At 67.1% G+C, this 23124-nt stretch carries 23 protein-coding genes and 1 tRNA gene; 13 read left to right on the top strand and 11 right to left on the bottom strand.

All coding sequences use genetic code 11. From position 1 onward, the window contains the following. Positions 1-242 precede the first annotated feature (242 nt). Both ccmA and ccmB read left to right on the top strand, forming a co-directional pair. Entirely contained in the window at positions 243-863 is a 621-nt protein-coding gene (gene ccmA, locus ABIE08_RS22185; RefSeq protein WP_354554139.1) for a heme ABC exporter ATP-binding protein CcmA, read from the top strand. Next, the gene (gene ccmB / locus ABIE08_RS22190; RefSeq protein ID WP_354554141.1) at positions 860-1531 is read left to right on the top strand and encodes a heme exporter protein CcmB; all 672 of its coding nucleotides are present in this window, start codon (positions 860-862) and stop codon (positions 1529-1531) included. Before ccmA ends, ccmB begins: the two co-directional genes overlap by 4 nt. Before the next feature lie 296 nt (positions 1532-1827). On the opposite strand, the gene purH is transcribed toward ccmB, so the two are convergent. From purH to htpX, 4 genes are all read right to left on the bottom strand, one after another. Beyond that, positions 1828-3444, bottom strand: a complete 1617-nt coding sequence (gene purH, locus ABIE08_RS22195) for a bifunctional phosphoribosylaminoimidazolecarboxamide formyltransferase/IMP cyclohydrolase (protein WP_354554142.1) — start codon at positions 3442-3444, stop codon at positions 1828-1830. Between the two features lie 68 nt (positions 3445-3512). Continuing rightward, a complete protein-coding gene (locus tag ABIE08_RS22200; RefSeq protein ID WP_354554144.1) occupies positions 3513-5153 on the bottom strand; it encodes a heparinase II/III family protein in 1641 nt (546 codons plus the stop codon). A 254-nt stretch (positions 5154-5407) separates the two neighbouring features. Continuing rightward, the gene (locus tag ABIE08_RS22205) at positions 5408-6772 is read right to left on the bottom strand and encodes an RsmB/NOP family class I SAM-dependent RNA methyltransferase (protein ID WP_354554146.1); all 1365 of its coding nucleotides are present in this window, start codon (positions 6770-6772) and stop codon (positions 5408-5410) included. Continuing rightward, entirely contained in the window at positions 6769-7770 is a 1002-nt protein-coding gene (gene htpX, locus ABIE08_RS22210) for a zinc metalloprotease HtpX (RefSeq protein ID WP_354554147.1), read from the bottom strand. The genes ABIE08_RS22205 and htpX overlap by 4 nt, the downstream gene beginning before the upstream one ends. A gap of 173 nt (positions 7771-7943) precedes the next feature. Between htpX and ABIE08_RS22215 the strand changes: the two genes are divergently transcribed. From ABIE08_RS22215 to ABIE08_RS22225, 3 genes are all read left to right on the top strand, one after another. Beyond that, positions 7944-8141, top strand: coding sequence for a DUF1674 domain-containing protein (locus ABIE08_RS22215; RefSeq protein WP_354554149.1), 198 nt, complete (start codon positions 7944-7946; stop codon positions 8139-8141). Positions 8142-8203: 62 nt separating this feature from the next. Further along, positions 8204-8476 carry a CopG family ribbon-helix-helix protein gene (locus ABIE08_RS22220; protein WP_354554151.1) on the top strand — a complete coding sequence of 91 codons (273 nt, stop codon included), beginning with the start codon at positions 8204-8206 and terminating at the stop codon, positions 8474-8476. Further along, the gene (locus ABIE08_RS22225; RefSeq protein WP_354554152.1) at positions 8464-8757 is read left to right on the top strand and encodes a type II toxin-antitoxin system RelE/ParE family toxin; all 294 of its coding nucleotides are present in this window, start codon (positions 8464-8466) and stop codon (positions 8755-8757) included. The genes ABIE08_RS22220 and ABIE08_RS22225 overlap by 13 nt, the downstream gene beginning before the upstream one ends. A gap of 18 nt (positions 8758-8775) precedes the next feature. Here ABIE08_RS22225 and acs read toward each other — a convergent pair whose 3' ends face one another. From acs to tsaD, 7 genes are all read right to left on the bottom strand, one after another. Then, a complete protein-coding gene (gene acs, locus ABIE08_RS22230) occupies positions 8776-10716 on the bottom strand; it encodes an acetate--CoA ligase (RefSeq protein ID WP_354554154.1) in 1941 nt (646 codons plus the stop codon). A 57-nt stretch (positions 10717-10773) separates the two neighbouring features. Next, the gene (locus ABIE08_RS22235) at positions 10774-11469 is read right to left on the bottom strand and encodes a class I SAM-dependent methyltransferase (protein ID WP_354554156.1); all 696 of its coding nucleotides are present in this window, start codon (positions 11467-11469) and stop codon (positions 10774-10776) included. Between the two features lie 8 nt (positions 11470-11477). After that, positions 11478-11906, bottom strand: coding sequence for an EVE domain-containing protein (locus ABIE08_RS22240; protein WP_266331693.1), 429 nt, complete (start codon positions 11904-11906; stop codon positions 11478-11480). A gap of 43 nt (positions 11907-11949) precedes the next feature. Then, positions 11950-12228: a YciI family protein gene (locus tag ABIE08_RS22245; protein ID WP_266331694.1), complete on the bottom strand. Its 279-nt coding sequence runs from the start codon at positions 12226-12228 to the stop codon at positions 11950-11952. Between the two features lie 80 nt (positions 12229-12308). Next, on the bottom strand, positions 12309-13277 hold the full coding sequence (locus ABIE08_RS22250) for an NAD(P)H-dependent glycerol-3-phosphate dehydrogenase (protein ID WP_354554158.1): 969 nt from the start codon (positions 13275-13277) through the stop codon (positions 12309-12311). Beyond that, on the bottom strand, positions 13274-13723 hold the full coding sequence (locus ABIE08_RS22255; protein ID WP_354554160.1) for an NUDIX hydrolase: 450 nt from the start codon (positions 13721-13723) through the stop codon (positions 13274-13276). Before ABIE08_RS22255 ends, ABIE08_RS22250 begins: the two co-directional genes overlap by 4 nt. Further along, positions 13720-14811 carry a tRNA (adenosine(37)-N6)-threonylcarbamoyltransferase complex transferase subunit TsaD gene (gene tsaD / locus ABIE08_RS22260; protein ID WP_354554161.1) on the bottom strand — a complete coding sequence of 364 codons (1092 nt, stop codon included), beginning with the start codon at positions 14809-14811 and terminating at the stop codon, positions 13720-13722. The genes ABIE08_RS22255 and tsaD overlap by 4 nt, the downstream gene beginning before the upstream one ends. A 124-nt stretch (positions 14812-14935) precedes the next feature. Between tsaD and hemC the strand changes: the two genes are divergently transcribed. The 8 genes from hemC to ABIE08_RS22300 all read left to right on the top strand — a co-directional run bounded on the left by hemC (position 14936) and on the right by ABIE08_RS22300 (position 23099). Then, positions 14936-15874, top strand: coding sequence for a hydroxymethylbilane synthase (gene hemC / locus ABIE08_RS22265; protein ID WP_354554163.1), 939 nt, complete (start codon positions 14936-14938; stop codon positions 15872-15874). Positions 15875-15877: 3 nt separating this feature from the next. Then, positions 15878-16609: a uroporphyrinogen-III synthase gene (locus tag ABIE08_RS22270; protein WP_354554165.1), complete on the top strand. Its 732-nt coding sequence runs from the start codon at positions 15878-15880 to the stop codon at positions 16607-16609. A gap of 47 nt (positions 16610-16656) precedes the next feature. Then, the gene (locus ABIE08_RS22275; RefSeq protein WP_354554166.1) at positions 16657-17886 is read left to right on the top strand and encodes a COG4223 family protein; all 1230 of its coding nucleotides are present in this window, start codon (positions 16657-16659) and stop codon (positions 17884-17886) included. Between the two features lie 10 nt (positions 17887-17896). After that, the gene (locus ABIE08_RS22280; RefSeq protein WP_354554168.1) at positions 17897-19486 is read left to right on the top strand and encodes a heme biosynthesis protein HemY; all 1590 of its coding nucleotides are present in this window, start codon (positions 17897-17899) and stop codon (positions 19484-19486) included. A 107-nt stretch (positions 19487-19593) separates the two neighbouring features. After that, positions 19594-19669 (top strand) — tRNA-Thr (locus tag ABIE08_RS22285). Between the two features lie 295 nt (positions 19670-19964). Beyond that, on the top strand, positions 19965-20183 hold the full coding sequence (locus tag ABIE08_RS22290) for a DUF6500 family protein (RefSeq protein WP_354554169.1): 219 nt from the start codon (positions 19965-19967) through the stop codon (positions 20181-20183). 374 nt (positions 20184-20557) lie between these two features. Beyond that, on the top strand, positions 20558-21772 hold the full coding sequence (locus ABIE08_RS22295) for an acyltransferase family protein (protein ID WP_354554171.1): 1215 nt from the start codon (positions 20558-20560) through the stop codon (positions 21770-21772). Between the two features lie 103 nt (positions 21773-21875). Next, positions 21876-23099: an alpha/beta hydrolase family protein gene (locus ABIE08_RS22300; protein ID WP_354554173.1), complete on the top strand. Its 1224-nt coding sequence runs from the start codon at positions 21876-21878 to the stop codon at positions 23097-23099. The last annotated feature ends 25 nt before the right edge of the window (positions 23100-23124 follow it).

Raw genomic sequence — 23124 nt, forward strand, 5'->3', positions numbered from 1 at the left:
ACGAAGCGTGCCCGACCCGGTCAGGCGCACCCAAGATGGCGGCGGAGTTTGGCTCGGCACGCGGTCCATCCCTGGGGTGGTGACGCAGGTCTTGACCGCGGCGCAACCGGCGCGCCGGGTTGCAGGCCTTATAATGAATTTCGTAAGGAGAAGCCAGATCAACGAAAGTCGCCGCGCTTGGAATCTTTCAAAGCTGCTCAAACGCAAGAAGACCCAGCGTCACCTTCCGGCAGGATTGGCGCATGAATCGTCGACAAACCCGCCTGTCGGCCGATACGATTGCCGTAAGCCGCGGCGGCCGCACCATTTTCGAGCAGGTTTCGTTCACGCTCGGCGCCGGCGAGATGCTGGCGGTCACCGGCGCCAATGGATCCGGCAAGTCGACCCTGTTGCGCGCCGTGGCCTCCCTGCTGCCGCTGGCCGCGGGCACGATCCGCTTCGAGGATCCCGCCAGGGAAGACGCGCCGATCGCGGAAAGCGTCCATTATTTCGGCCATCTGGACGGTTTGAAGCCGAGCCTCAGCGTGCGTGACAACCTGGCGCTGTGGGCGAAGTTTGCCGGCCGCGCCGGGCTGCCGGCGATCGAAGCGCTCGAACAGGTGGAGCTCGATCACCTCGACGACCTGCCGGCTGGCTATCTCTCCGCCGGGCAGAAGCGGCGCGCCAGCCTCGCCCGCCTGCTGGTCGTGCAGCGCCCGATTTGGCTGCTCGACGAGCCGACCTCGGCGCTCGACAGCCGCTCGGAGGCGATCTTCGGTGGCTTGCTAGCGGAGCATCTGGCCGAAGGCGGACTCGCTCTTGCCGCGACACATCGTCCGCTGCCCGTCGAAAGCCACGCGACGCTCGCGCTCGGTGCCGCATGACCGGCTTTTTTTTCGCACTGATCGGACGGACGGTGCGGCTGTCGCTGGGCGCCGGCGGCGGCGCCTTTGTCGGGCTGATCTTCTTCCTGTCGGTGGTCGCCGTGGTGCCCTTCGGAGTCGGGCCGGACATGCGGCTGCTCGCCCGGATCGGGCCGGCCATGCTCTGGATCGCGGCGCTGCTCGCCACCCTGCTTGGCCTCGACCGGCTGTTTCAGGACGACCGCGACGACGGCAGCCTCGACCAGTTCATGCTTTCCGGCCTGCCGCTGGAGCTGGTCGTGCTGGCCAAGGCGATCGGCCACTGGCTGGCGACCGGCCTGCCGCTCGTCCTGGGCGCGCCGGTGTTCGGTCTCATTCTCGGCATGGACGCGCAGGCGATCGGGCTGGTGACGCTGACGCTTCTGATCGGCACGCCGGCGCTGATCTTCATCGGCACGATCGGCGCGGCGCTGATCACGGCGCTCCGCCGCGGCGGCTTGCTGGTCGCGATCCTGGTGCTGCCCTTCACGATCCCCGTGCTGATCTTCGGCGTCAGCACGATCACGGCGGCCACCACCACCGGCATGCCGGTCCTGAACCCGATGCTGGTCCTCATGGCCCTGACCATGGCGAGCGCCGTGATCGGCCCGGTCGCCGGCGCGGCGGCGCTTCGGGCGGGGATGGACTGACCCCTGATCCGGCTTTCGGATTCTCCACCATCATCCTGAGGTGCTTCGCGTGAGCGGAGCCTCGAAGGAGGATCCAGCGGGCACTCCGTCTTGGTGACGCAGCTCGGCGAAACGCGCCCGCAATCTCCATCAAGAGCATTCCCTGGACCCTCCTTCGAGGCCCGGCTTTGCCGGGCACCTCAGGATGATGGTCGAGTCTGAGAAATGCCATCTGGAGATCGGACACGGTCCCCGATCGAAAAACAAAAAACGCGGCCCGAAGGCCGCGTTTTCATCGTGCAAACAAGGCCAGTCGCTCAGTGGCGGAAGTGGCGCATGCCGGTGAAGACCATGGCAAGGCCGGCCTCGTCGGCGGCGGCGATCACCTCGTCGTCGCGCATCGAACCGCCGGGCTGGATGATCGCGGTCGCGCCCGCTTCGGCCGCGGCCAGAAGGCCGTCGGCGAACGGGAAGAACGCGTCGGAGGCGACGACCGACCCCTTGGCCAGCGTCTCCGGCAGACCGGCCGTGCGGGCGGCATCGGCCGCCTTCTTGGCGGCGATGGTCGAGCTGTCCACGCGGCTCATCTGCCCCGCGCCGACGCCGACCGTGGCGCCATCCTTCACATAGACGATGGCGTTCGACTTGACGTGCTTGGCGACGCGGAAGGCGAAGAGCAGGTCGTCGAGCTCGGCCTCGGTCGGCACCCGCTTGGTGACGACCTTCAGATCCGCCTTCTGCACGCGTCCCGCGTCACGATCCTGCACCAGCAGGCCGCCCGCCACCGTCTTGACCGTCAGGCCCTTGGCAGCCGCATCCGGCAGGCCGCCAGTGACCAGCAGGCGCAGGTTCTTCTTGGCCGCGACGATGGCGATGGCTTCGTCAGTGGCATCCGGGGCAATGATCACCTCGGTGAAGATCTCGACGATCTTCTTCGCGGCATCCGCGTCCAACGTCCGGTTCAGCGCGACGATGCCGCCAAAAGCCGAGACCGGGTCGCAGCGCAGCGCCTTGTCATAGGCTTCGGCCAGGGTCGCGCCGGTCGCGACACCGCAGGGATTGGCGTGCTTGATGATCGCGACGGCCGCCGTCTCGGCCGGGTCGAACTCGGCCACCAGTTCGAAGGCGGCGTCCGTGTCGTTGATGTTGTTGTAGGAGAGCTGCTTGCCCTGCAGCTGTTTCGCCGTGGAGACGCCGGGGCGAACCTCGCCGGTCGTGTAGAAGGCAGCCTGCTGGTGCGGGTTCTCGCCATAGCGCATGATTTCGCGCAAGGACCCGCCGAACGAGCGCCAGGCCGGCGCCGACTCTTCAAGCACGCGGGCGAACCAGTTCGACACCGCCGCGTCATAGGCGGCCGTGCGGGCAAAGGCCTTGGCGGCCAGGCGCTTGCGGAAGGCGAGCGGCGTCGCGCCGCCATTCGCGTCGAGCGCTTCCAGCACCGAGGCATAGTCGGCCGGGTCGACGACGATCGAGACGAAGCCGTGGTTCTTAGCGGCGGCGCGGGTCATCGCCGGGCCGCCAATGTCGATGTTCTCGACGGCGGTGGCATAATCCTCGGTCGAAGCGATGGTCTTCTCGAACGGGTAGAGGTTGACGGCGACGAGGTCGAAGCCCTCGATGCCATGCTCTTCCATCTCGGCCGCGTGCTGCGGATCGTTGCGGATGCCGAGCAGGCCGCCATGGATCTTCGGATGCAGCGTCTTGACCCGGCCGCCGAGGATCTCGGGGAAACCAATGACATCGGCGACATTGGTGGCCGGCAGCCCGGCGTCGATCAGCGCCTTGCAGGTCGAACCCGTGGCGACCAGGGCGACGCCGCGCTCATGCAGCGCACGGGCGAAGTCGAGCAGGCCGGTGGAGTCCGACACCGAAAAGAGCGCGCGCTTCATCGGAACGAGTTCGGGAAGGGCGACCTTTGACGGCGGTACGGCCATGGAGTCCTCGCGGGTTCAAATGCTGAAGGCCCGCGCGATACCACGTTTTTTCCCGCCATGCAGCCGCTTTACGCACCCAGCGGCAGATCGTCTCCGTGATCGTCGTGATTGCGCATCCGTCCGCCGGGCTCGACGACGCGGTGCAGGATCCATTCGACCGAAGCCTGATGCAGCGCCCGGCCATAGACGACCATCTGGTCGGTGCGCCGACTGCCGCGAATATCGGAGAGGCGAATGCTCTCCTCCAGCAGCACTTCGAGATCCGGCGTTTCGAACTGCCAGGCCGAGCCATCCGGCAAGGCGAGGAAGACGCCCCGGCCATTGTTGAAGCGCGTCGCCTCGACGGCGGGATGCAGGTGGAAGCGCAGCGCGAAGGCGTCCCGGCCGCCGCGCGCGATGGTGTTGCCGCTGGGCGTGGTGAACGAATCGAGGCCGTCTATGCGGTCGCCATAGGCGGACAGCACCAGCTTGCGCTCGTGCCGGATGCCGAAGCGCGCGACATAGCCGTCATGCGCCGCGATCAGCACCGTCTCGCTGCGATTGTCCTGGCGGGAGACTTCGACGCGGTTCGGGCCGGAGAGGATCGCCTCGCCCAGCTTCGCGGCGAGATAACCGCTGTTGAGGAAGCGGCAGGACGAGGAATCGTTCAGCGTCACGGTCGAATGCGCCGCCGTGGTGCGCGCCATCCGCCGCAGCGCCGTGGCGCCCGGCCCCGGCACGCCGCAATTGACGATCAGCGGCTGGCGGCCGGAGCTCATCTCAAAGGACAGGCAGCCGGCATGCGCCTCGAGCGAAAGCACCGGGCGCGGCGCCGGCCCCGTGTCGACCAGCATCACCGTGTCGCCGGCATCGAGCCGCTGATAACCGGCATAGGGCGCATTCTTGCCCGGCGCGCCGCGCGCGTCGTCATAGGCGAGGACGGTGGCGAGAAGGCCGAGCTGGGTCTCGCCCATGCCGTTGAACTTGGCGAAGGAGCCGTCGCCATGCCGGAAGAAGCGCAGCATCGGCATCATGCGGTCGATGGCGCCGAGAAGGGCGGGCGAAGGCTGCTGGCCGCGGGCGGTGAAGGCCTGGCGGAGCGGCAGCAGGTCGACGAGGATTTCGAGCACCGTGCCGGGATTGCGGCCGACATGGCCGCCATCCGGCAGGATCTGCCGCGCCAGTTCCTGGTCGAGCCAGCGCGACGCCTGGCGCACTAGGCGCGGCTGGTCGGAAAGCGACAGGCCGGCGGCGGCCAGCGCCATCATCACGCGCAGGCGTGGCAGGCCGGGGCGCACGTCGCGCGCCACCCGGCGCAGATGGCGGACCTGCTTGGTGAGAGAGCGCATGAAGCGGCGATAGAAGCCGTGGTCGCAGCCCTCAAGCACCAGCGGCGTCTGCGCCAGCCAGGACAGGATCCGCCGCGCCATGACGTCGGGATCGCGCGCGATCGGATCATGGCTCTTGTGGAAGCGGATCCATTCGTCGAGCAGCGCGCGGGCATTGGAGCGCGAGACGGCGAGGTCGGAGGCGCGCAGATGGCGCAGCCAGCCGAAACTGTGCAGCCGCTCGGCCCAGGCGCGCGACGGCGCCTCGATCTCGAAGACCGAGAAGCCGGCAACGTCGACCACCTCGCCGGCGAAGACGAAGCGGCCGGCATAGATATCATTGGCGATGGTGGGGTCGGCAGTGCGCAGGTCGGTCGGCGCGATCAGCAGCCGCTCGGGCACCTGGCCGGAATATTTCCACCGATAGAGCGCGCTGGCGTGGAACGCGTAACGCGCTCGTCGCCATGCGGACGCGAGTGCGAAGCGGACGAGCCGACCCCGACCGGATCCTGCTCCGAACGCCATACTCTCTCGCTCCCTCATCTGCAGCTGAAGTCGTGCTGACCCGAATTTCGACGGTCCGAAACGAATCAGTCGGCCAGCGATTCGAGCAATCTAATTGCGGATTCGCTCAAATTGAAACCGTTTCCCGGCGCCTAGAGGCGCCGGAAGCGGGCGGCGAAGAAGCCGTCGAGCCCGGAAAGCCGCGGCTCGGCATTCGGCAGGTCGGATGGCAGGGTCCGCAGGAAGCCGTCGCGACAGATCGCCTCGACACCCCCCACCTCTTCCGGCCGGATCGGCTCCAAAACCAGCGGTAGGCTGGCCAAGGCCAGCGCAACCTGATCCTCGCCCTCGGCCTTCTCCAGCGAACAGGTGCAGTAGACCAGCGTTCCGCCGGAGACCAGCATCGAGGTGGCGCGCGCCAGCAGGGAGGCCTGCAGATTGGCCAGCGTCTTGATGTCGCCCGGCCGCTTCAGCACGGCGACGTCGGGGTGGCGGCGGATCGTGCCGGTCGCCGAGCACGGCGCGTCGAGCAGGATGGCGTCGAACAGCCGGTTAGGCTGCCAGGTCTCGACATCGGCGGCGATCGTGCCGATCTGCAGCTTGAGCCGCGACAGGTTTTCGCGCACCCGCTGCAAGCGGCCTTCATTGATGTCGACGGCCATCACCTTGGCGCCGGCGGCGGCGAGCTGGGCCGTCTTGCCGCCCGGGGCCGCGCAGAGATCGGCGACGTCGAGGCCCTCGACCTTGCCGAGCAGCTTGGCCGGCAGCGCGGCGGCGGCGTCCTGCACCCACCATTGGCCTTCGGCGAAGCCCGGCAGTGCGTCAATCGGTCCGTGCGCAATCAGGCGTACGCTGCCGGTCGGCAGGACGATGCCGCCGAGTTTCTCGGCCCAGCCCTCGGGATCGGACTTGACCGACAGGTCGAGCGACGGCTCCAGCAGATGGGCGGCAGCGATCGCCTGCGTGGTCTCGGCGCCATAGTCCTTGACCCAGCGCTCATAGAGCCAGTCGGGCACGTTGAGGCGAACCTCGTCCTGCGAGGCGAGGATGGCGTCCCGCTGCTCGGTGAGGCGGCGCAGCACCGCATTGACCAAGCCCTTGAAATGGCGCGCGTCGCGATCGGCCTCGGCGGTCTCGACGGCAATCGAGACGGCGGCATGGTCTGGCACATCCATGAACAGGATCTGCGCCGCGGCGACATGCAGGATCGCCGGCAGCGGGCCGGACTTGCGCGGCAGCGCCTTGTCGAGGAAGCGGCCCAGCGCGTCGTCGATCTGGCCGCGACGGCGCAGCGCAATGCCGAGAATGGCGCGCGCCAGGCCGCGCTCGCGCGGATCGAGCGTTTCGAACGGGCCGTCCGTGGCATCGATGGCGCTATCGAGCGGGCGATGATCGACCAGCACCGCCATCAGCGCGGTGGTCGCGGCAAGGCGGGCGGCGACGCCCGGCGCGAGGCGGGGCGCTCGCGGCGCGTTGCGGTTCGGACGGGTACCGGCCGGCGTTGTCTTCTTGCTCAACCCCACGGCCCCCGGCCCTGCGAACCGCCGGAGCCATTGCCCCACGGCCCGCGCGACGGACCCGAGGCGGGACGGCTGGAGCGGAAGCCGCCCGGCAGGTTGACGCCACGACCAGCGCCCGCGCCCGGACCGAAGCCCGCGGCCTGGCCGCCGGATTCGGCTTCCATCGCCATCAGCGCCGCGATCCGGTTGTCGGTATCGGGATGAGTAGAAAAGAGATTGTCCATGCGCTGCCCGGATAGGGGATTGATGATGAAGAGATGCGCGGAAGCCGGATTGGCCTCGGCCGTCTCGTTGGGGATCTCGTGCGCTCCGCGCGCGATCTTGGCAAGGGCTGTCGCGAGCGAACGCGGCGAACCGCAGATCTCCGCTCCCAGCCGATCGGCCGCATATTCGCGCGTCCGGCTGACCGCCATCTGCACCAGCATGGCGGCCATGGGCGCGACGATCATCATGACGATCGTCCCAATCATGCCAATCCCGCCGCCCTCGCGGTTGCGGTTGCCGCTGAACAGGAAGGCGAAGTTGGCCAGCATCGAGATGGCGCCGGCCAGCGTCGCCGTGATGGTCATGGTCAGCGTGTCGTGGTTCTTCACATGCGCCAGTTCATGCGCCATCACGCCGGCGATCTCGTCGCGGGAAAGCGCCTGCAGCAGGCCGGTCGACGCGGCAACGGCGGCATTCTGCGGATTGCGGCCGGTGGCGAAGGCATTGGGCTGGGCAGAATCGATCACATAGACTTTCGGCATGGGCAGGTTGGCGCGCTGCGCCAGCTGCCGGACGATGCCGTAATACTCCGGCGCGCTGCGTTCGTCGACCTCATGGGCGCCGTACATCGACAGCACCATCTTGTCGGAGTTCCAGTAGCTGAACACGTTCATGCCGGCGGCGATGACGAAGGCGATCATCATGCCGCTGGATCCGCCGATCAGATAGCCGATGCCCATGAATAGGGCGGTCAGGGCCGCGATCAGCAGGGCAGTGCGCATGATGTTCATCGAGGGCTCCGGGAATGACTCCGAGGATGGTTGGCGGGCCGGCTGCGTTGCAGCGGCCCGCCGCTTCGACCTATATGATGGGAGGAGGCAGGTCGACCTGCAAGCGGCGGCCTGGCTGGAATCCGCAGGAATGCAAGCCGTTTCCGCCCCCTTATGCAACGTGCGAGGCCCTGATGAGCGACGAAGTCGAAACCCCAACCCCGCCGCGCCCGCTCACCGAAGCCGCCCGCCGCGCGCTGGCCGAGGCGGAGGCCCGCCGGACCGAAATCGACGCGGCGACGAAGCGCCCGCGCGAAATCCTCGGCCGCTCCGGTCCGGAGCCGATCCGCTATGGCGACTGGGAAAACAAGGGCATCGCCAGCGATTTCTGAGGGCGGGACGGGCGCACTCTCCTGTGCTAGCCTCCCTCCACACACAGCGGATCTGGAATGCCATGCCATTGTCAGTCAAGCTGGACCCGGATGCCGAGGCGCGCCTGAAGGCGCTGGCGGAATCACGTCATCTCAATCCGGACGTCATGCTGCAGGACGCAATCGTGGAATATCTCGATCGCGAGGAAGCACGCCTGGCCTTCAGGACAGAAGCGTTGGCGTCGCTCTCCGCTTTCCGCGAGGACGGGCTGCACGTAACTCTGGAAGAGACTGAGGCTTGGCTCGATAGCTGGGGCACGGATGCGGAAACGCCTCCGCCGGTTTGCCACAAATAATCCTGACAGCGGGTGCGCTTGCCGGCATCGAGCGCTGCCGTAAGCATCTTCTGGCGCGCGATCCTGATGCGGCTAAGCGCGCCGCATCAGTGATAAGGGACCATCTGCAGGTCCTATCGGGCGCGCCGATGGTAGGCAGGCCCTTTCCCGGCACGCCGGAACTGCGCGAGTTGGTAATTCCATTTGGCCGCGCCGGCTATGTCGCGCTCTATCACCACGACATTCCATCGGACCGTGTGCTGATCCTTGCCTTCCGGCATCAGCGAGAGGCCGGCTACTGAGCCGGCCTCTGCAATTTTCTACCGCTTGTTCTGGCGGTTGGCGACCAGGTCGTCGACGACGGTCGGATCGGCCAGCGTCGAGGTGTCGCCGAGATTGCCGAACTCGCCCTCGGCGATCTTGCGCAGGATGCGGCGCATGATCTTGCCCGAACGGGTCTTCGGCAGGCCGGGCGCGAACTGGATCAGGTCAGGCGAGGCGATCGGACCGATCTCCATCCGCACCCAGGCAACCAGTTCCTTGCGCAGCGCATCGGACGGCTCGACCGTCGCCATCAGCGTGACATAGGCATAGATGCCCTGGCCCTTGATGTCGTGCGGATAGCCGACGACGGCCGCTTCCGAGACATGCTCATGCGCCACCAGCGCGCTCTCGACCTCGGCCGTGCCCATGCGATGGCCGGAGACGTTCAGCACGTCGTCGACGCGGCCGGTGATCCAGTAATAGCCATCCGCATCGCGCCGGCAGCCGTCACCGGTGAAGTAGGCGTTCTTGTAGGTCGAGAAATAGGTCTGCACGAAGCGCTCGTGGTCGCCATAGACCGTGCGCATCTGGCCGGGCCAGGAATCGGTGATGATGAGGTTGCCCTCGGCAACGCCCTCGAGCACCTTGCCCTCGCCATCGACGATGGCCGGCTGCACGCCGAAGAAGGGCAGCGTCGCCGAGCCCGGCTTCTGGGCGATCGCACCCGGCAGCGGGGTGATCAGGATGCCGCCGGTCTCGGTCTGCCACCACGTATCGACGATCGGGCAGCGGTCGTCGCCGACGACGCGGTGATACCACTCCCACGCTTCCGGATTGATCGGCTCGCCGACCGAACCGAGCAGACGCAGCGAGGCGCGCGAGGTCTTCTTCACCGGCTCGTCGCCGGCCTGCATCAGCGCGCGGATCGCCGTCGGCGCGGTGTAGAAGATGTTGACCTTGTGCTTGTCGATCACTTCCCAGAAGCGGGAATTGGTCGGATAACTCGGCACGCCCTCGAACATCAGCGTCGTAGCGCCGTTCGAAAGCGGGCCATAGACGATGTAGGAATGGCCGGTGACCCAGCCGACATCGGCCGTGCACCAGTAGATGTCGCCATCCTGGTAGTCGAACACCTTGCTGTGCGTCAGCGAGGCATAGACGAGATAGCCGCCGGTGGTGTGCAGCACACCCTTCGGCTTGCCGGTCGAGCCCGACGTATAGAGAATGAACAGCGGGTCCTCGGCGTTCATCGCCTCTGGTTCGCAATGCTGCGACACGGTCTTGGCCAGATCGCCATAGAACACGTCGCGGCCGTTCTGCATGGCCACGTCGGCGAAGGTGCGCTGCACGACAAGCGTCTTCACGTCATCGCCGAGCTTGGCGAGCGCCGCGTCGACATTGGCCTTCAGCGGGATCTTCTTGCCGGCGCGCAGGCCCTCATCCGCCGTGATCACCAGCTTCGAGCCGCAATCCTGGATGCGGCCGGCGAGGCTATCGGGCGAGAAGCCGCCGAACACGACCGAATGCACGGCGCCGATGCGCGTGCAGGCGAGCATGGCGAAGGCCGTTTCCGGGATCATCGGCATGTAGATGGTGATGCGATCGCCCTTCTTGGCGCCCATCTCCTTCAGCACATTGGCGAAGACCTGGACCTGGTCGGAAAGCTCGCGATAGGTGATCGAGCGGCTCTCCGAGGGATTGTCCCCCTCCCAGAGGATCGCGACCTGATCGGCGCGCTTCGCCAGGTGCCGGTCGACGCAATTCGCCGAGACGTTGAGCGAACCGTCCTCGAACCACTTGATCGAGACATTGTCCGGCGCGAACGAGGTGTTCTTCACCTTGGTGAATGGCTGGATCCAGTCGATTCGCTTGGCCTGCTCGGCCCAGAAACCATCCGGATCCTCGACCGAGCGCTGATACATGGCGCGATAGGTCGGCTCGTCGATCTGTGCTCGCTTCGCCCAATCGTCCGAGACCGGATAGATCTTGTCGTGCATCTTGATTCCTCCCTGGCAGCTCCGCTTTCGGCGAAGCACACCTTAATGCCGGCGGCATTATGCGAATCCCGGCTCTCCCGGCAAGACAGTCTGGAAACCTTCGCAGTTGTCGAAGCCCAGTATCCGCACCCGCTTCACCGCGGCGTCCTCGAGCGCGGGATGAACCGGGACGTCGTATCGGGCAAGATCGCGCACGCGGGCGAGCGGACGATAGGTCCGATCCGGGTCTCCGGCGATCACCGTGACGCCGCGGATGGCGAGCGCCCCGAGCCAGGGCAGCAGCCGCGCCGCGAAGCCCGGGTCATAGAAGACGTCGCCGGCCAGCAGCACATCGAAATCCCCACCCGCGCTGCCGATGATGTCAGCCTGGCGTACGCTGATATCGGCGCCGTTTGCTGCGGCGTTCAGGGAAATTGCTGCAACGGCGAAGGTATCGATGTCGATCGCCTCGACATGAGCGGCACCCGCCTTCGCGGCGGCGATAGCCACCAGACCGGAACCGGAGGCAAAATCGAGCACGCGCCTCCCTTTGACCACGTCCGAATGATCCAGGACATAGCGCGCCAGCCCCTGTCCGCCGGCCCAGGCAAAGGCCCAGAAGGGAGGCGGCATGTCGGCGCGGTCCAGCGCCGCTTCGGTCAGATGCCAAAGCGCGGTGGCTTCATCTGCTTGATAAAGCTGGATTTCCGGAACGAAGGCGACCGGCGCCAGCCGGGTCTGGTCGACGATGAAGCGCGCGGGATCGTCGATCAATCGCCCGCTCAGATCGAGGCGGGGTCGAGCCCGCCCAGTTCGCAGATCAGCTTCCATTCGGCTTCCGTCACCGGCTGCACCGAAAGTCGCGAATTGCCGACCAGCGCCATGCCCTCCAGCCGTGGCTCGGCCTTGGCCGTCTCCAGCGAATAAGGCTTGGGGATCGGACGGATGGCGCGCAGGTCGACGCATTCCCAGCGGCCGCTGTCATCGGTCGAATCCGGATGGGCCAGCTTCGCCACCTCGACGATCCCGACGATCTCCTTGCCGATATTGGAATGGTAGAAGAAGCCGCGATCGCCAAGCTGCATGGCGCGCATGTTGTTGCGCGCCTGATAGTTGCGGACCCCGTCCCATTCCTGGCCTGCCGCGCCCTTCTTCACGAGATCATCGAAGGAAAACACGTCGGGTTCGGACTTGAAGAGCCAATAGGCCATGGGACGCTCCGGTAGAGATCGAGAAGGAAGTCGGGTCGGCCGATCAGGCCGGCTTGCCGACGGCCCAGCGCCAGGGACGCACGACCGTTTCCTTGAACAGGCCGGCCTTGGCATAGGGGTCGGTTGCGAAGACGGCGCGGGCGGCGGCCTCGTCCTCGGCCTCGAGGATCAGCAGCGAGCCGACCATGTCGCCCTTGTCGTCGAGGAACGGGCCGGCGATCGCCATGCCGGTTTCCTTCAGCCACTCGATGTGAGCGGGGCGGTTCTCGAGACGAACCGGCAGGCCGTCCTCGCGATCGGTCAGAATGGCAACGAAATGCATGAAAACCTCCAAGAATTGCGGCGGCACGGTAGGCGGCCCGCTCGCTCAGGTAAAGACCTCCGGGCCGACGGCCCAAGGGATCAATCGGCCTCGCGCTTCAGGGGACGCAGCATCAGCGCTTCCGCCGCCGCGTCGATCGAGAGCGCGCCGTCGAGGATGGCGGCGACCGCCTCGGTGATCGGCATCGGCACGCCGAGCCGACGGGCGAGATCGCGCGCCACCGGCGCCGTCGCGGCGCCCTCGGCAAGCGCCGGCGGCAGGGTCGCGCCGCTGCCCAGTGCATGGCCATAGGCGAAATTGCGCGATTGCACCGAGGAACAGGTGAGCACGAGATCGCCGAGGCCGGACAGGCCCATCAGCGTTTCCGGCAGCGCGCCCTGCGCCTCGCCCAGGCGGCGCAGTTCGGCGAAGCCGCGCGCGATCACGGCCGCACTCGCGCTGGCGCCGAATTCGCGGCCGGCGACGATGCCGGCGGCGATCGCCAGCACGTTCTTGAACGCGCCGCCGATCTCAACGCCCAGCATGTCGGTCTCGGCATAGGGGCGGAAGCTGGCGGAGCCGAGCGCATGGCAGAGCGCCATGGCGAGCCGCAGATCCATCGCGGCGATGGTGACGGCGGTCGGCAGGCCGCGCGCGACATCGACGGCGAAGCTCGGCCCCGACAGCACGGCGGGCGCTGCGGGCGGCAATGCCTCGGCCAGCACCTCGGTCATCCGCTTGGCCGTGCCGCGTTCCAGGCCCTTGGCGCAAAGCACGACCGGCGTGTCCTCGGCGATCGCCTCCAGATGGGCCGCCACCTCCCGCACCGTCTGCGCGGGCGTCGCAAGCAGGATCGCATCGGCCGCCAGGACATCGCCGATCTGGTCGGTGATCCGCAGCGAGGCCGGCAGCTTTACGCCCGGCAGGTGGGCGACATTCTCGCGCGACGCCGCCATGTCGGCCACGTTGCGACCCCAGAGGGTTACCGTGCGGCCGGCGCGGTGGGCGGCGAGCGCCAGCGCAGTGCCCCAGGCTCCGGCGCCGACGACGGCGATATGGTCGATCGTCATGGGGCCATCTCCAGCGCGGGCAACTGATCCAGGAACGAATCGAGCTCGCCGAACAGCGCATCGTTCAGCGGCAGGTCGAGCCAGTAGAGCGCAAAGCGGATCGGCGGGCCGCCGGCATCCGGGTGCATTTCCATCTGTTCCCAGCTCTCGGCGAACTCGCCTTCGAGCGGCAGGTGGAAGTACCAGCGCCGATGCTGCCGCGCCGGTCCGCCGGGCGGAGCATAATGATAGTCGCGCTCGCCGAGCAGGGTCAGCACATCCGGCGCGACCAGCCCGGTCTCTTCCAGAAATTCCCGCCGCGCCGCCTGTTCGGGCGTTTCGCCGGGTTCCATCGTCCCGCCGGGAACCTGGATGCCATATTCCGGAAAGTCCGGCTCGCGGAAGACCAGCAGCCTGCCGCGCCAGGTCGCGTAGAGGACGACCTTGCTCTTGCGGATGATGCTCACGCCTTGGCTCCCTTGTGGCCGGAGCCGAGCATCGGTGCCGCCAGTTGGTCGAGCGGCCAGCGCGGACGCGCAGGAGCCGCCAGATCGTCGAGCAGGCCAAGCGCCAGCCTCTCCGCGCCGGCCCAGGCGATCATCGCGCCATTGTCGGTGCAGAGCACCAGCGGCGGCGCCACGAGGCGGAACCCGCGGGCCGAAAGCTCGGCATCGAGCCCGGCCCGGAGCGCCTTGTTGGCGGCGACGCCACCGGCCACCACCAGCGTCGGCTCGGCAAGATCCGGGAACTCGGAGCGGAACCGATCGAGCGCATGGCCGATGCGATCGCGCACCACCAGCGTCACCGTGCGCTGGAAGGCGGCGCAGAGGTCGTCGACGTCGCTCTCCGACAGCGGCGCGATCGCCTCCGCCTCGATGCGCAGCGCGGTCTTCAGGCCGGAGAAGGAGAAATCGGCGCCGGGCCGGCCGAACATCGGCCGCGGCAGCGCGAAGCGATCGGGATTGCCGCGCGCGGCGGCCCGCTCGACCGCCGGTCCGCCCGGATAGGGCAGGCCGAGCAGCTTGGCCGTCTTGTCGAAGGCTTCGCCCAGCGCGTCGTCGATGGTCGTGCCCCAGCGCTCATACTGGCCGACGCCGCGCACCAGCAGGATCTGCGTATGGCCGCCCGAAACCAGCAGCAGCAGATAGGGGAAGGCGATGCCATCGGTCAGCCGCGCCGTCAGCGCATGACCTTCGAGATGATTGACCGCCACCAGCGGCTTGCCGGACGCCAGCGCCAGCGCCTTGGCCGTCGTCAGGCCGACGATCACGCCGCCGATCAGGCCGGGACCGGCGGTGGCCGCGATCGCATCGAGATCGGCGAAACCGACGCCCGCCTCGTCCATCGCCGCCTGCACGACGTGGTCCAGCGCCTCGACATGGGCGCGCGCGGCGATCTCGGGCACCACGCCGCCAAAGGCGGCATGGTCGTCGAACTGCGAGAGGATGACGTTGGAGAGGATTTCGCCATGCCCGTTCGCGTCGCGCGAAACGACGGAGGCCGCCGTTTCATCGCAACTCGTCTCAATACCCAGAACCAGGACGGACAAACTCACACCGGGGCCTTTCGCCGCGTATCGGGCGGCTTGCTTGCAGATGGGCGCGTCGTGACTAGACTGGCGCCGAATTTTGCCCTCATGGGGCATGTTGAGACAGGCCCTAACATCCGGACCCGACCCCGTGCAATCCGAAGCTTCTACGCCCCTCCTCCGCATCGGTACGCGCGGCAGCCCGCTGGCGCTTGCCCAGGCGCATGAGACGCGGGCCAGGCTCGCCATCGCCCACGGCCTCGACGAAGCTTCGATGGAGATCGTCGTCATCAAGACCTCGGGCGACCGGATCCAGGATCGCTCGCTTTCGGAAGCCGGCGGCAAGGGCCTTTTCACCAAGGAACTCGAGGAAGCGCTGTTCGCCGGCACGATCGACATCGCCGTGCATTCGTCCAAGGACGTGCCGACCTTCCTGCCGGAAGGGCTGACGCTGATCGCCTATCTGCCGCGCGAGGACGTGCGCGATGCCTTCCTGTCGCCGGTGGCAGCCTCGGTCCGCGACCTGCCGGAGGGAGCGGTACTGGGCACCTCGTCGCTGCGCCGCCGCGCCATGGCGCTGCGCCTGCGGCCCGATCTCGTCGTCGTCGAATTCCGCGGCAATGTGCAGACCCGTCTTTCCAAGCTCGAAAACGGTGTCGCCCATGGCACGCTGCTGGCGCTTGCCGGCCTGCGCCGGCTCGGCCGCGCCGACCTCGCCACCTCGATCATCGAGCTCGATGATTTCCTCCCCGCCGTCGGCCAGGGCGCCGTGGCGGTCGAAGGCCGCGAGGGCGATCTCCGCGTCCGCGAATTGCTCGCCGCCATCAACGATCCCGCCACCGAGATCGCGCTGCACGCCGAACGCGCTTTCCTGACCCGACTCGACGGCTCCTGCCGCACGCCGATCGGCGGCCTCGCGACGCTTTCCGGCGACGACCTGCTGTTTCGCGGCATCGTCCTCTCGCCCGATGGCCGACAATCCGAGGAAACGCGCATGACGGCGCCACTCGCCGACGCGGAACGGATCGGCACGGCGGCAGCGGACGAACTGATCGGCCGCGGCGGCAAGACCTTCTTCATGACGGGCTAAGCGATGCGGCTGCTCGTCACCCGGCCCGAGCCCGATGCGACGCGCACCGCCGAGCGGCTGCGGGCGCTGGGCCACGAGCCGGTGATGGCGCCGCTGCTCGAAACGGCCTTCCTGGATCCCCCTGCCCCGACCTTCCGCCCTTCTGCCATCCTTCTGACCAGCGGCAACGGCCTGCGCGGCATGCTGCGCTGGCCCGGCGCGGCCGACTGGCTCGACATCCCGGTTCTTGCCGTCGGCGACCGTACGGCCGAGGCGGCCCGCGCGGCCGGCTACACGCAGGTCCGCTCGGCCGAGGGCGACGGCGAGGCCCTGGCCACGCTCGCCATCGCCAGCCTCGATCCCAAGGCCGGAACGCTGCTCTATCCCGCCGCGGTGGATCGCGCCGGGCACTGGCCGGAGCGGCTGCTCGCCGCGGGCTTCACGATCGCGCTGGCCGAAGTCTACCGGATGGATCCGGTGGCGAACCTGCCCGATTCGGTGGTGGCGGATCTTCGCCAGGGCCGCCTCGACGGCGTGCTGCTCTATTCGCCGCGCACGGCGAAAACCTTCGCGCACCACGTCGCCGCGCTTGATCCACAGCCGCCGGTCGACCATCTGTCGATCTACACGCTGTCGCCGAACGTGGCGTCTTCCGTGACCTTTGGCAGGATTTTCACGGCCCCCGAACCGACCGACGACGCGCTGCTGGCGCTGATCCCCCAAAGCGTGGGAACATCCCCTTCAGGCGTCCGTTAACGCATGGGCCTATACTGGGTGTAGGCGACCGACGAGATCGAGGCGAGATGAGCGACGACGACACCTTCAAGCCGGCAGGCGAACCATCCGGATCCCGGCGCAAGCGCCCTCCCGTGACGATCGACCTCGCCGCCGAATCGAGCGGCGCGACGTCTCCGCCTTCGCCGGAGCAGACCGATCCCGTGTCGACGCCGGACCCGGTCGTCGAGCCGGCGCCGGACGCGCCCGTGCCGCCGCCTGCCTATGAACCCGAAGTCGGCACGCCCGAACCCGCCGCCCCGGCGGCACGCGAATCCGCCGCCGGACGCTTCGTGATCCCGGCAATCGCCGCCCTCGGTGGCGGCGTCATCGGTGGCCTGCTCGTCGCCCTGCTCTCCTCCTCGACCGGCACGGATCCAGTCAGCAGCGCCAGCCTCGATGCGCGTTTCGCGGCCGTCTCCGCCCGTCTCGACCGCGTCGAAGCAGCGACTAGCGAAGCGGCATCCAGGCCAGCCGCAGTCGGCATTGATCCGGCCCGGCTTGCCGGGCTGGAAAAGGAAATCGCCGAGCTGAAGTCGACCGCCAGTCAGCCGGCGGCCACAGCCACGGCGCCGAGCGTCGATCTCGGCCCGATCGAGAGCCGCCTTTCCGCGCTGGAAACCCGCCCGGCCCCCGTTGCGCCAGAGGCCGCCCCCGCGCCGCCGCCCGTCGACCTGACGCCGCTGCAATCGCGCCTCGACGCGCTGACGACGCGGCTCGACGCCGTGGAAGCCCATCCGCCGGCGGACCCGAAGACCGAAGCCGCCGCCCGCGTCATCGCGGTGACCGCTCTGCGCCAGGCGGCGACGGGCTCCGGCCCGTTCGCCAACGAACTCGCCGCGGCCTCGGCCCTCGGCACGGAAGAGACGGAAATCGCCGCGCTGCAGCCGCTGGCCGCGACCGGGGCGCCGTCCAAGGCCGACCTCATCGCCGCCTTCCCTGCTGTCGCCGATCAGATCCGCATCGCCGCCGCCAAGGTGGATCCCGGCGCCAGCCTGATCGATCGTCTGACGGCCTCGGCCGGTTCGCTGGTCAGCGTCAAGCCATCGGGACCGATGGCAGGCCCCTCAGCCACCGCCGTGGTATCGCGCATGGAAGCTGCGGTGAAGGACGGCAATCTGGCCGAAGCGCTGCGTGAAGGCGACGGTCTCGACGCCATTGCCCGCGCGCCGCTTGCCGATTGGGCGGCGAAGGCCGGCCAGCGCATTACCATCGATACCGCTCTTGCCGGCCTCAGCGCCGCCAAGTCTTCGAACTGACGGAGCGACGATGATCCGCATCCTGGTCTATGTCGCCATCGTCTTCGCGGTTGCCGCGGGGTTCGCGTGGCTTGCCGACCGACCCGGCGACATCGTGCTCACCTGGCAGGGCTTTGACTACAAGACCAGCCTGATGGTCGCTTCGGTCAGCCTGGCCGTCCTGTTCGTGGCGCTGGCGATCCTGATCTGGATCGTCGTCACGGTGTTTCGTGCGCCAAAACTGTTCGGCGGCTGGCTGTCGGGCCGCAAGCGCGATCGCGGCTACCGGGCGCTGTCGCGCGGCATGATCGCGATCGGCGCCGGCGACGTGAAGCGCGCCAAGCGCTTCGCGCTGGAATCGCGGAAGATCCTGAAGGATGAGCCGCTGACGCTTCTGCTGGCGGCGCAATCCGCGCAGCTGACCGGCGACGGCGCCGGTGCCCGCGCCGCTTTCGAGACCATGCTGAACGACCCGGAGACGCGGCTGCTCGGCCTGCGCGGGCTTTATGTCGAAGCGCAGCGCAGCGGCGAGCCGGAAGCGGCGCGCCACTATGCCGAGGAAGCCGCCAAGGCGTCGCCGAGCCTCGCCTGGGCGGGTAACGCCCTGTTCGAGGACCAGGCTGCCAAGGGCGAATGGTCGGCGGCCCTGTCGACGCTAGGCTCCAACCTGCACGCCAAGCTGATCGAGCGCGGCGCGGCGCATCGCCTGCGCGCCGTGCTCCTGACCGCGCGCGGCCTGCAGCTCGAATCTTCCGATCCGGAGGAGGCGCGCGCCGCCGCCCAGGAGGCCGTCAAGCTGGCTCCCGGCCTGGTTCCCGCCGCGACCCTCGCCGCCCGTCTGTTCGCACGACAGGGCGACGTCAAGCGCGCCGTCCGCGTCATCGAGACGAGCTGGAAATTCGAGCCGCATCCCGAGCTGGCCGAAGCCTATTCCAATGTCCGGCCCGGCGACGCCGCGCAGGACCGGCTGAAGCGGGCCGAAAAGCTTGCGTCGTTGCGTCCCGGCCATATCGAAAGCCATCTGGCGGTCGCGCGCGCCGCGATCGACGCCCGCGACTGGGCGCTCGCACGCCGCGAACTGGCGGCGATCCCCGACCAGGAGCGTACCGAGCGTTTCTGCCTGCTGATGGCGGAAATCGAGGAAGGCCCGGACGGCCATCGCGGTCATGTCCGCGAGTGGCTTTCCCGCGCCGTGCGCGCGCCGCGCGATGCGCAATGGACGGCCGACGGCTACGTCTTCCCGGCCTGGGCGCCGGTCTCGCCGATCTCCGGCAAGCTCGACGCCTTCGAATGGCGCATGCCGACCGTGGCCCTGGCCGCCGACCAGCGCCCGGCCATCGATCTCGCCATCGAGGACGAAACGCCGGAGCCAATCGTGATCGAGGCGCCGGTGACGATCGCCGCGCCGAAGCCTGAGCCGGTCAAGGCCGAGCCGGCTCCGACGCCGCCGCGTCCTGCTCCGGCGCCCGAGCCCGTGCGCCAGACTCCCCCCGCCTCCGCCTCTGCGGTGAAGAGTAGTGGTCCCGTCGCCCCGGCAGCCACTGTGATGGCGCCGATTCCTGACGATCCCGGCATTGAGGACGCCGACGCGGAACCGGCGGATCGGCTTCGTTTGCAGTGAGGCAGTGGAGAACGGCCGGGAAGGCTTGAAACCCGGATCGAATGTAGCTATGAACCCCGTGGATTTTACAGCAGCCCTTCGCGGCGCTGGTCAAATCCCTCGGGTAAGCCGCTTTAGCTCAGCTGGTAGAGCACATCATTCGTAATGATGGGGTCACAGGTTCGAATCCTGTAAGCGGCACCACTATCCTCCTGAAATTCACAGTGTCTACCATAGGATAGCGGGACTGGATCTGTGTGGATCCGCCCCTGCGGCCACCGTTTGCTGCCATGCTGCCGTTCCTACGCTGCACTGGTCGGATCGACGCCCTATCCCTACTTCCTCCTGCCGTGGAAGCCTGCCTCATATTGGAGCGGTCTTCGTCGCAGCAAGCAGTTGCGTCAGCTTCCACTCGGGGACTCCGGACCTGGCAGCGCCTTGGATCCACCGCGCGCCTGGCGCGAAAGCAGACAATCCGACACGGACAAAGGGAAGCACGATGCGACCGAGCTTGAGAGCCAAGGCTATCTCCGTCTGCGAAGACAAGATCGCTCGGAAGGGCGAAGGGGTTGGCCTGTCCTTCTATGCGTTCTTTACGAACAGGAACGATGACCCCGAGCTTCTCATGGAAGCTGCCGAATGGTGGATCAAAACCCACGCGCTGGATCATTTCGAGAAGGCAGTCAAAATTCGGCAGATGATCCAATCCGGGCAATAGGCCCGCGCATATGCGGTCCCAGACGCGGTCGCCGCGAAGTGGCGGTCAAACCGTAAAACGCGCCAGCCCTTGGCTTTTTGGGGCCATGGGGATACCGGCATCGACCAGCGATTTTCCTGCCACCGTCCCGGCCTCAAGCGGATTGGGGCTGGCGAAAGCTTTTCTCCTTCACCACGCGAGGGCAAAAGGCGTCGGGTTTATCGGGGACGATCTTGGTCAAGTGAGGCGCCAGCGGCACCTAAGGGACGTCGCTCAAATTTTACGAAATTTTTAGGTTAACCGACGCTTTCCATCTCGAACCGTTCCCTGACCCCCGCAAACCGGTAGATTGATCGGCATCCACTTTTTGCCATGAGACATTCCGGAATGCGCGCATGACTGTGCTTGCCATCACGAACAATTCGCATGCAGGCATTGCTTCCTCATTCTCGCCAAGCAGCGTCGCCGCAGCGCGCAGCCGGATGGTCGGCCCCGATATTCTGCGCTCCCTGGCCATCCTGCTGGTGATGCTCGTCCATCTGCCTCTGAATGCCACGCCGGGCATATTTGTGAACGTTCGGGAATATGGTTGGCTCGGCGTCGATATTTTCTTCGTGCTGAGCGGATACCTGATCGCAACGCAGCTCTTCAAGGAAGCGACGCGGACGGACACGGTCGATTTCAAATCCTTCTACCTGCGCCGTGCTTTCCGCATTTTCCCGGCCTTCTTCGTCGTCCTCGGCCTCTACATCCTCGTTCCGGTGCTTCGCGATAATCCGGCGATGCAGCCAGTCTGGAAATTCGCGACGTTCACGGTCAATCTCGGGTTCGATCCGAGGGACGGCAACGCGTTTTCGCAGGCATGGACGCTTGCCGTCGAAGAGCAATTCTATCTCGTCCTGCCTTTGCTGGTGCTGCTGTTGTACAAGCGCATCGGCACAGTATGGGTCCTTGGACTCGCGGGAACCTTGACCCTCGCCGGGATCCTGCTGCGTTACGCGATCTGGGATATGCAAGTCGGCACGCTCGTGGAAGCAGGCGAGTTCCGCGCTGCGTTCGCCACCTATCTTCGCGGCGTCTACTACCCAACCTATACGCGCCTGGATGGTCTGCTGTTCGGGGCGGTGCTCGCAGCGGCCCGCTTCTTCAAGCCCGAGCTCTGCAGGCAGTATCTCCCGCCGAAGGTCACGATACCGCTCGGCCTAATATTTCTGATCACGGCGCTGCTTTGCTTCATGGACCGCGGCCCCCTCGCCGGGCAGGGCATATTCCCGGTGTTTCAGGCACAGCTCGGCGCCGTATTGGGCTTCCCGCTGATCTCGGTTGGCATCGCGCTTTTGTTCTGCGCCATGCTCGATCTGGAACACGTTATCGCCCGCTGGCCAGTGCCGGGGGTCGCTCTCGTCGCAACGCTGTCCTACAGCCTCTATCTCACCCACAAGTCGGTCTTCCACGTCATGCGGCTGATCGTGGGAGAGGGCAATCTGCAGGGCAACGTCGGCTTTGTCGTCTATCTCATCGCAAGCTTGGCCGTCGCCGCTGTGCTCTGGTTCTGCGTGGAGCGGACATTCCTTCATCTTCGGGACCGGCTCCTCCCCTCATCGAGGTGAATATTCGGCGACTACCGTGATACCGCCATCATGCCCCACATCCCCTCTTCCGCAACGGAAAGCCTCCGCTTAATCTCCATCCGTCCTAAGGGGGAGGTTCGGGATGGCGGCTTTGTTTGCGGATCCGTTGCACGACCAGTTCGGGACGTGGCCGGTGGCCTATATCCCGTATGGCGGGGCGGATTTCGGGGAAATCGCGGCGGTCGCCGCCGAAGTCGGCAATGGCGACGACGATGCCTATCACGCGGCCTGGATCGCCGCGGCGGAACGGCTGGAAGCTGAGGCGGAGACCACCCTCGCAAGCGGCCATGAGAGCAGCGCACGTGAGCTCTATCTGCGCGCCAGCGTCTTCTATGCGACCTCGTATCACCCGCTCTTTGGCGCGCCGGTCGACCGGCGATTGCTCGATGCCTATCGCCGCCAGATCGCCGCCTTTAACCGGGGACTGGCGCTCGGTCCCCACCCGGTCCGGCCGCAGCGGATCCCGTTCGAATCGCAGGCGATGCCGGCCTATTTCATGCCGGCCGCAGGATACGAAACCGAGGTGAGGCCACTGATCATCCTCAACAATGGCTACGACTCGACCTCCATCGACATGTATTTCCTGTCCGCCGTCGCGGCGTCCCGGCGCGGTTATCACAGCCTGCTGTTCGAGGGGCCGGGCCAGGGCGAGATGCTCTATGAGCACGGCATTCCGCTTCGGCCGGATTGGGAAGCCGTGATCGGCGCGGTGGTGGATTTCGCCCTCGCGCATCCGCTGGTCGATCCCTCGCGCATTGCCCTCAGCGGGACCAGCCTGGGCGGTCACCTCGCGCCCCGCGCCGCTTCTGTCGAGCGACGCATCGCGGCGCTGATCGCCGACCCCGGCACGTGGAGCATCGCGGACGGTTTCCGCCACGCCTTCGCTGCCATGTTCAAGCTTCCCCCGGAAGCCGTCGCTGATCTCGGCAAACTGGACGAGAGCGTGATGCAGCGCGCCGAGCAGGCGGTACGCGCCGACCGGTCCATGCACTGGAAGGTGATCCAGCGCGGCTATTGGGTACACGGCGTGGATAATCTGCGCGATTATCTCGCTTCCGCCGAGCTCTACGCGCTGGCGGGCCGGGCCGAGCAGATCCGCTGCCCCACGCTCATCACCCAGGCGGAAAACGACCCAGCCGCAGCAGATGCGGAAACCTTCTTCGCGGCGCTCCGCTGCCCCAAGACTTTTATGCGCTTCCAGGCGAACGAGGGCGCGGACGGTCACTGCGAGATGCGGAACCGGTCGCTGTTCAATCGCCGGGCCTTCGATTGGCTCGACGAGCAGTTCAACGTCGAAATGCGCTGACAAGCGGGCCGCCGATCTAGCCGGC

The organism is Kaistia defluvii, assembly GCF_040548815.1.
Taxonomy (GTDB): domain Bacteria; phylum Pseudomonadota; class Alphaproteobacteria; order Rhizobiales; family Kaistiaceae; genus Kaistia; species Kaistia defluvii_A.